Source organism: Colwellia sp. MB02u-14, from assembly GCF_014076915.1.
GTDB lineage: Bacteria > Pseudomonadota > Gammaproteobacteria > Enterobacterales > Alteromonadaceae > Colwellia_A.
Genome location: NZ_JACGUX010000087.1, coordinates 235953 through 250061 on the forward strand (window position 1 = coordinate 235953; position 14109 = coordinate 250061).

At 35.8% G+C, this 14109-nt stretch carries 8 protein-coding genes; 4 read left to right on the plus strand and 4 right to left on the minus strand.

The genetic code is table 11. The annotated features are described in order from the left end of the window. Position 1 precedes the first annotated feature (1 nt). Entirely contained in the window at positions 2-475 is a 474-nt protein-coding gene (gene sixA, locus H4J52_RS17450) for a phosphohistidine phosphatase SixA (protein ID WP_182225310.1), read from the minus strand. Positions 476-693: 218 nt separating this feature from the next. Here sixA and H4J52_RS17455 point away from each other — a divergent pair, with 218 nt between their 5' ends. The 3 genes from H4J52_RS17455 (at position 694) to H4J52_RS17465 (ending at position 8759) form a co-directional block, all read left to right on the plus strand. Beyond that, complete coding sequence (locus H4J52_RS17455) at positions 694-3477, plus strand: insulinase family protein (protein WP_182225311.1); 2784 nt, start codon at positions 694-696, stop codon at positions 3475-3477. Between the two features lie 258 nt (positions 3478-3735). Further along, positions 3736-8358: an EAL domain-containing protein gene (locus tag H4J52_RS17460; protein ID WP_182225312.1), complete on the plus strand. Its 4623-nt coding sequence runs from the start codon at positions 3736-3738 to the stop codon at positions 8356-8358. Between the two features lie 176 nt (positions 8359-8534). Then, positions 8535-8759, plus strand: coding sequence for a hypothetical protein (locus tag H4J52_RS17465; protein WP_182223357.1), 225 nt, complete (start codon positions 8535-8537; stop codon positions 8757-8759). Between the two features lie 230 nt (positions 8760-8989). Here the strand turns inward: H4J52_RS17465 and H4J52_RS17470 are convergent, their stop codons facing one another. From H4J52_RS17470 to fadI, 3 genes are all read right to left on the minus strand, one after another. Then, entirely contained in the window at positions 8990-9190 is a 201-nt protein-coding gene (locus H4J52_RS17470) for a hypothetical protein (protein ID WP_182223356.1), read from the minus strand. A 173-nt stretch (positions 9191-9363) separates the two neighbouring features. Further along, positions 9364-11568: a fatty acid oxidation complex subunit alpha FadJ gene (gene fadJ / locus H4J52_RS17475; RefSeq protein WP_182223355.1), complete on the minus strand. Its 2205-nt coding sequence runs from the start codon at positions 11566-11568 to the stop codon at positions 9364-9366. Continuing rightward, the gene (fadI, locus tag H4J52_RS17480) at positions 11568-12875 is read right to left on the minus strand and encodes an acetyl-CoA C-acyltransferase FadI (RefSeq protein WP_182225313.1); all 1308 of its coding nucleotides are present in this window, start codon (positions 12873-12875) and stop codon (positions 11568-11570) included. Before fadI ends, fadJ begins: the two co-directional genes overlap by 1 nt. A 246-nt stretch (positions 12876-13121) precedes the next feature. Here fadI and H4J52_RS17485 point away from each other — a divergent pair, with 246 nt between their 5' ends. Next, on the plus strand, positions 13122-14087 hold the full coding sequence (locus H4J52_RS17485; protein WP_182225314.1) for a MoxR family ATPase: 966 nt from the start codon (positions 13122-13124) through the stop codon (positions 14085-14087). Positions 14088-14109 lie beyond the last annotated feature (22 nt).

The following is a 14109-nucleotide window of genomic DNA, read 5'->3' on the forward strand; positions in this document are numbered from 1 at the left end:
TCTAAAGGCTAGCAGGTGACGTATGAGCTATTAACTGCCCTCGCATTGTACTGATATTATAACTAATTTCAGCAATAGAAGCGGTTTCAAATAGCGGCGCATGCTGACCACAAGTAAACTCTGCCACCAAATAACTGACCAGAGGCATATGCGATACAATCAGTATATTTGCTTGTGCATTATCAATAAAAGTTAACTCAAGGTAATTACGCATTTTATCTGCGGAATCTTCTGGTGTGATAAATTCAAGTGTGGTTAAACTCGTTGCAGTCGCTAAGCCGTTTTTTACAATTTTTGCGGTTTGTTGAGCGCGAACATAAGGGCTGACAAAAATGGCGTCAAAGTGCACTTTTTTATCGACTAACCTACTTGCCATATTTTCAGCTTCACGCTTACCTAGAAAGGTTAATTCACGACATTGATCAGAAGGAGCCATCGATTGAGCTTGACCATGTCGCATAACAAATATTCGCATAAATTTTCCAAATAACATCATTTTTTCAAATCGCCTGCATTTTAGCGTTTATTTCGGTCTATAGTATAGATAATTAATATAAAAATTAAGAATACATTAGACTCCAGTTAATGCATCAGGTAATTTAACTGAATAAATAAAATAATTTTAGAAACAAACGCTTACCTTACCAGTGTCCGTCACCAATAAGGTTGTTGCAGTGTTTGCCGGAGCATATATTGAAACAAAGCCCAAATGACAGCAAGCAATATAAAACGTTAACTCTATCAAACGGCTTGCGTGTTCTAGTAATTCATAATGAGCAAACCAATAAATCAGCGGCTGCATTAGCAGTAAATATTGGACATTTCAGTGACCCCACAGACCGAGAAGGTTTAGCTCACTTTCTAGAACATATGCTGTTTTTAGGTACTAAGTCTTACCCTGACGGTAGTGAATATCAAAAATATATTAGTCAACACGGTGGTAGTAATAATGCTTGGACCGCAACAGAGCACACCTGCTTTTTCTTTGACATTCATCACCAACATTTTACCTTTGCACTCGATCGCTTTAGTCAGTTTTTTATTAGCCCATTACTTTCAAAAGAGTTTGTTGAGAAAGAGCGCCAGAATGTAGATGCTGAGTTTAAACTAAAACTCAAAGATGATATTCGTCGTTTGTACGACGTGCACAAAGAAACCATCAATCAAGCACATCCTTTTTCAAAATTCTCGGTTGGTTCAATTGATACACTAGCCGACAGAAAAGAAAGTGACCTGACAACCGAAATACGTGATTTTTTTCAACAACATTACCGCGCCAACATAATGACACTTGTATTAGAGGGCCCACAGTCACTTGATGAATTATCGCAATTAGCAAAGAATAAATTTGCCGATATAAAAGCCGCAACTTCAACTCCCAAAACAATAGATATACCGCTTTATTTACCTGAGCACCAACAAATAAAAATAAATGTAAAACCGGTAAAGAATGATAGGCAACTTATTGTTAGTTTTGCAATGCCCAGCATTGATCCCTACTACCGTAACAAACCAGAATCTATTTTGACCTATTTACTGGGTCATGAGGGTAAAGGCAGTATATTGTCTTATCTTAAAAAACAGCGTTGGGCACTTAGCTTAACCGCAGGCTCAGGCGTAAATGGATCAAACTTTAAAGATTTCAATTTAAGTATTTCGCTTACTGAATTAGGTGAGCAGCATATTAACAAAATTATTAGCAGTATTTTTTCTTACTTAAATTTAATGAAAAGCAAACCTGTTGATGAGTTTTATTATCAAGAAAAGCAGGCAATCGCTAACTTATCGTTCAATTACCAAGAAAAACTAAAACCCTTAGATTCTGTGTGTCAGTTAGTTATTAACATGCAGCATTACGAGTCCGAAGATTATATTTACGGTGATTACATAATGGATGGTATGCAACAACAAGAAATCAATGTCTTGTTGGGCTACTTATCAGCAAGTAATATGCGCATTATTCATATTAGTGCGCAAAATGAATTTGATAAAAATAGTTTTTGGTACCAAGTCCCCTTTAGTATTGAAAAAATCAGTCCTATGCAAATTACAAACTGGGAAAATGAAGTAATAACTCATGACCTTTCTTTACCGCTAAGTAATCCTTATATCGTAAAATCGCCTAAAATATACGCTTCTACTCCGGTTAGTAAACAACATAAAAGCACCCCTGATTTAATTGAAAAAATTGATGGTTTATCTATTTGGTTTAAACAAGATAATACCTTTAGAGTACCCAAAGGTTATATTTATATCGGTATTGATGCACCACTCACCATAAAAGACAGTAAGCATATTGCGATGACACGGCTATTTGTCGACTTATATAGTGATGCCGTTATTGAACAGCATTATGACGCTGAACTAGCGGGTATTCATTATCATTTATTTTCGCATCAAGGTGGAATGACACTACAACTCTCTGGCGTTAGCACTAAACAAGACAAGCTCCTTGAACAATTATTATTAAGTTTAGTAACCGCGAGTTTTATAGAAGAAAAGTTTGAGCTATTTAAAAAACAATTAATTAACCATTGGCATAACGCGCAAACCAGTAAATCTATTTCACAATTATTTTCGATTCTTAGCTCAACAATGCAACCTAAAAACCCAACAAGTAATGAGTTAGCCAATGCTCTGGAAAACACATCATTTAAAGAGTTTACAGCCTTTAGAAAGCACTTATTTGATGGGATAACTATTGAGGCGTTAATGCATGGCAACTGGGTACCTGAACATGCATTGAAATTTAGTGAACAATTAAAAGCAGCATTTAGTCATCATTATTCAGATAAGTATGCCGTTAATGTACCTGTTCTTGATATTGAAGACCAAGGTGACATTCACCTTCCTTTGCATTTACCAGAACATGATCATGCTGTTGTTATTTATTATCCGTTTTCAAAGAAAGACTTAAAAACAATAGCGATAACCATGATCACTGGCCAAGTGTTATCTCCACTCTTTTTTCAAGAAATGCGAACTGATAAGCAATTTGGCTATTTAGTCGGTGTTGGGTTTATTCCTATTAATCGTTATCCTGGTATCGCCTTTTATATTCAGTCGCCACACATAAATGCTGATGTTTTAGTCACAGAAATAAACGGGTTTATTAATCAGTCTTTAGAGAAGTTAACGCTTTTTTCTGACGATGATTGGCTGCATATTCAACAAGGCCTGGCGAGTCAATTACAAGAAAAAGACTCTAGTTTACGAATAAAAAGCCAAAGATTCTGGGCCGCTATTTGTAATAAAGAAACGAACTTTGATGAAAAGCAGCAATTGATTCAAGTCATCTTGTCATTAACTGTAAATGATATTAGTCATTTTTTTACTGAACAACTTTTAGTGAATAACAATACGGATAGAATAACTTTAACAAGTTACCCAGACAGTACGGAAGAAAAAATCAAAATATCACTCCAGCACAATGAAAAGATTAGAAAAAGATTAAAAAAATGTCAAAGAAAATATTAAACCTGCCGATATAATATCAAGGTTAACCAAATGAACTTAGTAAAGTCTCTTTTATATATTAGAGTAAATGAGTTGACTTAGCCCTAGGCATCATTTTTAATGTGATGTATGCAATACGAATAACAAAAATAATAAAATTGCTTGCTTAGTTTACTCAGTTAACACCAGTCTACTCTTTATTTAAATATTCTTTCTGGTTGTTTTTAATATTAATCGTGTAAATAAGCCTAATTGAAGCTTCTATCCAAGGTTGTATTTGTGCTTAATTTTTTTCCCAAGACTCATCTGATAAAATCACAACAGTTCTTCTGCATTTTATGTTTACTCACTCTCACGTTAATATTTGGTATCCAAAGTGCTTTGGCTGAACAAACAACAACAGAAAATCTCATTGCAAAAAACAGCTCACTATCCAGCCAAGCAGCTTTAAAATTCAAGCATTTATTAACTTCTGATGGTTTAAGCCAAAATAACGTCTTTGATATTACCCAAGATCTCGATGGTTTTATATGGATAGCGACAGAAGATGGTCTCAATAGATACGATGGAAAAAACTTCGTACATTATCGAAAAGATTTAGCCGATCCTAATTCGATTGCGCATAACTTTATTCGTAAAGTATTTATTGATAATACCGGTGTTCTTTGGGTGGGAACTGAAAAAGGCCTAAGTAAATATAACGTACTACTTGATAACTTTGAAAATTTTTATCATCAAGAAAGTAATAATGAATCATTAAAAGACGATGTGATTTGGGATATCTATCAAGATAAAAAGGGAACTATTTGGATATCTACCACAAATGGTATTCATAAATTTAACGAAGCAAATAATAATTTTAAACAAATAAAAATTCACGGACTCGAAAATGAATTAAAAGAAATAAAAACGATTTACCAAGATTTGAAAGGAAACTTTTGGTTTGGCAGCTACGATAATGGTATTTTCTTAGTTAATGAAAACTTAAATTACTCTGCGTCATTACAAAAGAAAAATAATAAATTTCACATAACCATACCAGCTAATTCATTATTTGACATAAAAGAAATTAAGGGTAACTACTGGTTAGCTACAGATAATGGCATCTTTGTCTTAGATGAAAATTATAACCCAATTGATACCTATAACACTACTCATCCAACCAATAGACTTATTTCCAATAAAGTCAGAAGTATAGTGCTAAGTAATGACTCAACAATTTGGGTTGGCACTGAAAATGGTTTAAATATTATAGATCCAAGTTTAAAAAGTATAAGAACCTATCAAAAAAATCAAATACCTAGCAGTCTTTCAGAAAATAGAACCTTTAAAATCATTAAAGATATAACGGGTAATTTATGGCTTGCGACATACGGAAAAGGCGTAAATATTTTTTTTAATGACTCGCTTCATTTTAAGCATTATTCAAATGGTAACACTAGTGGTTACATTGAGTTATTAGCTGAAACAACGGACGGAAAAGTTTGGTTTAATGAACGAAATTCCGGATTGAATTATATAAAAAGTACGACCTCAGGTAATTATATTAATGCAATTAAAAATAAATATATTGATCATATAAAAGCAGATAATAAGAATAATTTATGGATAAACACCTCTTCAGATAACGACTCCGGTGAATTATTTATTTATAACGTTACTTCTAAAAAAACAGTAAAAGTTGAAAGTTGGAAAGAAAATTCACTTTATGACCAAAGCTATCCTTTTAAAATTTTTAATAATAAAGTTTGGTTTATAGATACCAATGGCCACCTTACTTCCTATCTGATATCCACAAATGACTTTGAACGATACCAGCCACAAGATAATAAACGTTTAACAACCTTTGATATCGATAATAAAAATAATACCATTTGGGTAACCTCGAAAAATAACAAATTGCTCTCTTTTGACTTATCGATACCTTCAGATAACCAAAGAAAGTTTGATGTTCATAATATTAAAGGTATTAAATATTTATCAACAATCAAGATAACTTCAATAAAAGTTTCAGACTTATGGGTTTGGCTAACATCTAAGCAAGGTATTTTACTTTATGATAAGAAAAATAAGAAAACTACTTACTTTAATCAAAGCAACAAGTTATTAAACAATTCAATTCAATCTGTTTTGTTAGATAATAAAGAAAATGCTTGGTTTACAACGAATGGAGCGATTTCTTTTATTAATCCCACAACTCAACAAGTTAAAAACTTTGGTAAGGATCTACACCTTGCTGATAATGAGTTTATCGACAATTCCGCTTTAAAAACAATTAACAATGAACTTTATTTCGGTAGTCGTGATGGTGTATATAAATTTAACCCACAAAAAGTAATAAAGATTACCCAACGATTGAATTCGCCAAAATTAACAAATTTATTGATAGCGAATAAAAAAATTAATGTAAATGATGAAGAAGGCCCTTCAAGTAATAGCGTGTTCTCTTTAAGTAAACAGCTAAGTCAGTTAAATAATTTAACCTTAAAACACAAACAATCCCCCTTTACCATTGAGTTTATTTCGCCCAATGCAAAATATCCTGACCAAATAGGCTACCGATATCGTTTATTAAACTTAGAAGAGAATTGGATCGAGGCGGGTAAAAATAACTACCGAGCGACCTATACCAACCTGAGTCAGGGTGACTACAGCTTTGAAGTTGAAGCCTATGATTTACTCGGTACTGTTCCAAGTCAAAAGGCTACCTTAAACATTCATATACTGGCTCCTTGGTGGTTATCAAAAAGCGCCATTAGTGTTTATGCCCTATTTATTTTATTAGTTATTGCTTATTTTGTTCAGCAAATACGCCATAAGCGTTTATTTCACTTACAAATTCAAAAAAGCGAAGAGCGTTTGAAGCTTTCTTTATGGGGCAGTGGCGATGAAATGTGGGATTGGAATATAGTAACTGGCAAGATATATCGCTCAAATATTTGGGGTATTTTAGAGTTCCCACAAGATGGAAAACGCAACGTTGGCTCCGATAAGACCAACATTAATGAGCACGATATTACGCGTGTTCGTGACGCGATAAATGACCATTTCGATAACGATACTGACCATTTTGAAGCAACATACCGTGTAAAGAATAAAGATGATAAATGGATATGGGTACTTGACCGCGGAAAAATAGTTGAACGTGATGAAAAAGGTACCCCAACCCGCATGACAGGTACTTTAAAAGATATAAGCCGCATAAAAAAAGCAGATGAACGTTTAAAATTATTTGCCAAGTGTATTGAGAATATTTCAGATGCGGTTGTTATATACGATCGTGCTTTTAATATTGTTGATGTCAATAAATCTTACCAGCGCATTACCCAAAAAACGCGTAAAGAAATGCTTGGTATAACGTTAGAATTTGCCCAATACCCAAAAAGTTTCACCAAAGATGTAAAAAAGCACTTAATAACCAAAGGCAGTTGGCACGACGAAATCGAAAGTAAACGTGATAATGGCGAAGTATATTTAACCGACATTAATATCGATGTGATACTTGATGAGAATAAAAGTATTTCTCATTTTGTTGGTGTGTTTTCTGATATAACTAAACGCAAAGAAACAGAAGCCGAACTGCGAAAACTAGCCAATAGCGATACATTAACAGGCCTGCCTAATCGTTCATATTTTCAAGCTAATCAAACTCTGCTAGTTAATAAAAAAGCCCCTCATGCTCTATTGGTTTTTGATTTAGATAATTTTAAAAAGATTAATGACTCTATGGGACACGAAGTAGGAGACGTACTTTTATGCCAAGTAGCAAAAAGAATGCAAGCTGTTGGCAGAAAGCAAGATACGGTTTACCGCTTAGGTGGTGACGAATTTAGTATTATTATTGAAAACACCAACGATATCCATACGATCACCAGTATTGCTAAAGATGTGCTAATGACCATTGCCCAGCCACTGAAACTAAAAAACCAAGAAGTGGTGCTTTTTAGTAGCTTAGGTATTGTACTTTATCCTGAAGATGGCATATCCCCGCAAGAGCTACTGAAAAATGCCGATACGGCCATGTACCACGCAAAAAATAATGGCGGTAATAAATACCAATTCTTCAGTGACTCAATGAACAAAGCCGCCGTAAAACGCTTACAAGTAGAAAGCTTAATACGCCATGGCTTAAAAGAAGACTCTTTTTCAGTTTTCTATCAACCTAAAATTGAAATTTCTACTGGTAAAGTTGCCGGTATGGAAGCGTTAGTGCGTTTTGAGACACCTAAAAAAGGCATTATCAGTCCGATAACTTTTATCCCTATCTCTGAAGAAACAGGCCAAATAATTGACATTGGCGAAGTGGTTTTAAGAAAGTCATGTTTTGCCACAAAAAAGTGGGTTGATGCCGGATTATTTATAGGTCGTGTTGCGGTCAATTTATCAGCAGTGCAATTTACCCAGCCTAATTTGGTTGGCATGATTGCTGACATTCTCAAAGAAAGTCAATTACCGGCTAAGTACCTAGAATTAGAAATAACGGAAGGTACGGTAATGGACTCTCCACAAAAAGCCATTGATATTATGTTACAAATTCGTGCGATGGGTATTCACTTATCACTTGATGATTTTGGTACGGGTTATTCATCGCTCGCTTATTTAAAGAAGTTTCCGCTTAATACCTTAAAAATTGATAAAGCTTTTGTGGATGACATCGAAGAGTCTGAACAAGGGCGTAACATGGTTGCCACCATAGTAACGATTGCACATAACTTAGGCATGCAAGTAGTCGCTGAAGGGGTTGAAACTAATCAACAGCTGAGTTTTCTTTCTGGTTTACGCTGTGAGCAATTACAGGGTTATCTCTATAGCAAACCCTTGCCAGAAAATGACTTTCAGAAATATCTACTCTCACACCAAATAACGAACAAATCGACTAATTTTGGCAAAACGTCACGTTAATGTCACTTTGTAAATAAAGTAACTAAACGACGGCACTGCCTTTAACAAAGTTTTGACAATAATACGATTTCCCCCCCCCCTCTCCCTAAAAGCCTTATTAAATAAGGCTTTTAATTTTTGGCACACTATATGCTTTGACATTCATGAAATTAATAATAACAATTAAGGAAATATGAATGCTTAGCTCACTTATTTTATCTCTAGCGATGTCAACTTCACCTGTTCCAGTAATAGAGTCTGATTCATTAATGATGAATGAAATTGGAATTAGAGAAGGTAAAGTACGTATTGGAATTAGAGAGGGTAAAGTACGTATTGGAATTAGAGAAGGTAAAGTTCGTATTGGAATTAGAGAAGGTAAAGTACGTATTGGTATTAGAGAAGGTAAAGTTCGTATCTAGGAGTTCATAATGATTAACTTATTTAAAGCTTTATTTTTACCAAAGACCACAGCAAACCCTATTGCTGCTAGCATTGAAATTAAAGAAATGCCTGCAAGTAAGTGGTGGAAGTAATAATCATTGAACCACTATTTTCAATGGTTAGTTTGAAGAAAGACACTGTTTGCTACAAGGAATGTAGCTGTCTTATTTTACCTAGAGTGGTAAAGAAAAATTAATTTTAAAAGCGTCTAAGCTTTTAAAATTAATGTATTAAAGCCAAACATCTTATTCACCTTCATACGTTTATTCATACAGAACATTGGCCAAATAAAAGGCCCAAACACTAATCCTGCACATGCCCAACGCTTCAAACCTAAACCACTACGTAATGCCTGGCAGTAAAAGAACATCGAACAAACAACACTGACAACCGCTAAAAATAACAACATAATATTTACCGCTAAACCGACTTAAAGAATGGCTAAAACTTTATTAGTAAAATATAACTAATTTAGAGTATTTATTCAACTTATTTTTACAGGTTAAAAAGCATAAAAAAAGAGGCTTTAAATTGCCTCTTTTTCGTTAAATTGCCACCAAGGTGGCATAACATTGCCTGTTGCTAATAATATTTATTACCGGTTTCAGCCATGGTAATTAATGCCTGACAAGGCTTGAAGCGTTCGCCTAGTTCACTACTCCACAAGTTCAACTTATTAACAATTACCTCTGCACCTAACGTATCGATATAATGGAATGGTCCACCTAAGAATGGAGGAAAACCAATACCAAAAATAGCGCCGATATCACCGTCTCTTGCATTGCGAATAATACCTTCGTCTAAACATCTTGCGGCTTCGTTTAACATCATAAAGACACAACGTTGCACAAGCTCATCATTCGTTTTTTGATCTTTAATGATAATATTTAATAATGGATAGACAGATTCATCAACAAGTTTTTTGGTGACTTTTTTGCCGTTTTTATCTTTATAGAGGTAAAAGCCTTTCTGCACTTTTTTACCCAAGCGCTTATCAGAAATAAGTTTATTAAATGCTTCTGGTGCCGCAAAGCGTTCGCCTAATTCAGCTTGTAAAATAGGACCAATTTTAGCGCCTATATCAATACCGACTTCATCGAGTAATTGTATGGGACCAACAGGGAAGCCAAACTTAACCAGTGCTTTATCTAACTTTCCAATCGACTCACCTTCTAACAATAACAAAGCAGCTTCATTCATATAAGGCGCTAATATACGGTTCACATAGAAGCCCGCTTTGTCTTTAACAACTATCGGCGTTTTGCCTTGTTTTTTAGCAAAAGCAACTGTCGTTGAAATAGTTTGATCAGAGGTTTTTGAATGAGCAATAATTTCGGCTAACGGCATTTTATCTACTGGAGAAAAGTAATGTAAACCAATTACGTTTTCAGGGCGCAAAGCTTTTGCTGCTATTTTCCCAATCGGTAAACTTGAGGTATTACTCGCAAAAATAGTGTCTTCAGCACAAATACTTTCCATGTCATCAACCATTTTTTGCTTTAATGACAAGTTTTCAAAAACAGCTTCTATAACCATATCAACATTTTTAAAACCGCTATAATCAACACAACCCGTAATTTTAGCCAATTGCTTTTGCATTTCACTTTTCAACATAAAGCGACGTTTAACTTTTTTGTTAAGTATGTCATAACCATATTTCATCGCATGGCTGATACCTTGCGGCGCAATATCTTTAATACGTACATCAACATTCGCTTTAGTTGCACTAACAAAAGCAATACCACCGCCCATTAAGCCGCCACCTAAAACGCCAATTTGGCTAATCGGCTTAGCATTAACACCTTCGATGCCCTGCTCTTTTTTCATGTCGGTAGTGGCGAAGAAAATCTGTCTTAATTGTGCTGACTCTGGTGACATCACTAATTCACCAAAATGATCGGCTTCTGTTTGGTAACCACGCACTGATGACTTTTCAATACCGCTACGCACACAATCAATAATTTTAAGTGGCGAAGGATAGTTTCCTTTTGTTTTCGCTAATACAGATTTAGTCGCTTGATTAAATATTATCTTACGGCCAACCGCATTACCTTCAAGTGCTTTGTCTAGCACACTGATTTTTCGTTGGCTCTTCTTAATTTTACTGGCTTTGCCTTGTGCCGCTAGCACTAAGTTTTCTGCAGCAGAAACTAAAATACTATTAGGTACAACATCGACAATTAAACCCGCCTTTAACGCTTGTTTTGCTCGAAGCTGTTTTCCCGTTAACATCATGTCTAATGCTTTTTGAATACCCACCAATTTTGGTAAACGTTGTGTGCCACCGCTACCGGGTAATAACCCTAACTGTACTTCAGGTAAACCTAATGCTGTTTTAATATTATCACTACAAATACGTGCATGACACGCCATAGCAAGTTCAAGTCCGCCGCCTAGGCAAGCACCATTAATAGCCGCAACCACAGGAATTGAAAGGCTTTCAATTTGATCAAAAATCATTTGCCCATTGCGAGAAAGAGCCGTTGCTTCGCTCGCACTTTGACAGCTTGCCAGCATATTAATATCAGCACCCGCCACAAAAGAATCTTTTTTGCCACTAAGTAAAACAATACCTTTAATCGTACTATCATTACGTATTTCTTTTAATACCGTATCAATTTCCTCTGAAAACTCAGCTTTCAAAGTATTCATGGATTCGCCAATCACATCCATGACTAAATGAGCAATGCCATTATCTTGGCGAATTAAGGTAAACGTACTCATATTATTACTCTCTTGGTTAATCTCTTTATCGTTTGCTTGGTTGCTATCGTTTTGTGCAGTCATTAGTCTGTCTCCACAATCATTGCCGCGCCTAAGCCACCAGCTGCACATGCTGTTGTTAAACCGGTGCCACCACCACGACGATTCAATTCATTGAGGGTTTGCACAATTAAACGTGTGCCAGTTGCCGCAAACGGGTGACCATAAGCTAGAGAACCGCCCATAACATTGAACTTAGCCATGTCTATTTCGCCAATCGCTTTATCTTGACCTAATTGCTCACGGGCAAACTTAGTACTGGCAAACATTTTCATATTAGCCAGTGCTTGCGCTGCAAAAGCTTCATGCATTTCAATTAAATCTAAATCTTTTAATTCCATACCCGCACGTTTAAGAGCTAATGGCGTCGCATAACTTGGACCCATTAACATATCTTGCCAAACATCAATGGCAGCAAAAGCATAACTCTTAATATAGCCAAGCGGTTTATAACCTAATTCTTTGGCTCGGCCTTCGCGCATTAAAATAATAGCAGAGGCACCATCGGTTAATGGTGTACTGGTTGCTGCAGTCACTGTGCCGTGTTTTCTATCAAAGCAAGGGCGTAACTTTTTATAACCCGCTAGTTCTGAGTTTTCACGAATACAATTATCTTTTTCAATAAAGCTTTTATAAGGTTCACTGTAGGCGGTCATCACTTCACCCGTTAACTTACCTTCTTGCCAACTTTGGGTCGCTAAAGTATGTGAACGGTGTGCTAACTCATCTTGTGCTTCACGAGAGATATGATGAGTTTTCGCCATTTGTTCAGCGGTTTGCCCCATTGATATACCCGTTGAGTACTCAGCAACAGCTGGTGGAACAGGCATAATATCTTTTAAACCTAACTGGCGAATAAGTGAAATTTTTTGCCCTAAATTTCTCGCTTTACTTAAATCAAGTAAGATACGCGCAAACTTTTTAGAAACACCAATAGGTGCAACAGATGAAGAGTCAGCACCACCGGCAATACCCACATCAACATAACCAGCCATTATAGCTTCAGTTACATTAACCGTTGATTGAAAGCTTGTTGCACAAGCTCTTGAAACACTATAAGCATCAGTATTAACATTCATACCGGTGCCTAAAACAATTTCTCGTGCAATGTTTGGCGCTTCTGGCATTTGAACCACTTGACCAAAAACCAACTGATCGATAATAGTAGGGTCAATATCATGCTTTTTTAGCAATTCATTAACGACAATTTTTCCTAAATCTACTGCTGGAACACCATGAAAAGCAGTCGCTTGTTTTGCAAATGGTGTACGCAAACCAGCCACTACAGCAATGCGTTCTCCGTTTCGAGTCGTTAAATTCATTTTTGTCATGTGTTACCCTTCTATCGTAATATCTAGTTTTATCGTCTTTAGACCAAGAGGTCTGACCACTTATTTGTTGCTTTATTCTAACCTCAAATGAAATAAATACAACTCCCTGCTAAAACGTGAAGTATTCATTCCAATATAAATTGTTAAAAATCATGTCAAATCGTAAAAATCGCTTGTTTTATGGTACCTGAACCTTATATATATACCCATAGGTTTAACAATAAAAACAAGTAAGTGGTAGTTAGCATGGCAATTGAACATTTTTCATCTTTAAAAGAATACTTATCTCAACAAATTATCGGTCAACACGCCCTTGTTGAAAACTTACTAATCGCACTCCTTGCCAATGGTCACTTAATTGTAGAAGGTCCTCCCGGCTTAGCAAAGACTCGTGCAGTAAATGCACTAGCTGAAGGAATTGAAGCAGACTTTCATCGTGTACAATTTACCCCCGATTTATTACCTGCTGATTTAACGGGCACAGATATTTACCGCCCTGAAGACGGTACCTTTGTTTTCCAACCAGGACCTCTTTTTAGAAATCTAGTTCTCGCCGATGAAATAAACCGTGCACCAGCAAAAGTACAATCGGCTTTATTAGAAGCGATGGCAGAAGGACAAATTACGGTTGGTCGTAATACCTACCCACTCCCCGATTTGTTTTTAGTGATGGCAACACAAAATCCGATTGAGCAAGAAGGTACGTATCCACTACCTGAAGCGCAATTGGATCGATTTTTAATGCACATTGAAATCGATTATCCTGATGCTGTCAGTGAATTAGCTATTTTAAAACTCAACCGTGGTGAAGCACTTCAACATAACAAAGAAAGTAAAAAACCGGTAAAAGAGATATCACAAAGTGATATTTTTGCCGCGCGTGATCAAGTGATGGAAATTCATATGGCACCAGCGATTGAAAATTATATTGTTGATTTAATCATGGCAACACGTACGCCAGAAAAATATGACGACCAATTAAAAAAATGGCTCGCATATGGCGCTAGCCCACGAGCAACAATAGCACTTGACCGATGTTCACGTGCTAGAGCTTGGTTACATAATCGTGATTTTGTTAGCCCTGAAGATGTTCAAGCCGTATTCCATAATGTGTTACGTCATCGTATTTTATTAACTTATCAAGCTGAAGCTGAAGGTATTAGCAGTAATCAACTTCTTGATCACTTATTAAGTTTAGTCGCTGTTGCTTAAGTCGCTTAACAACATCAATAAA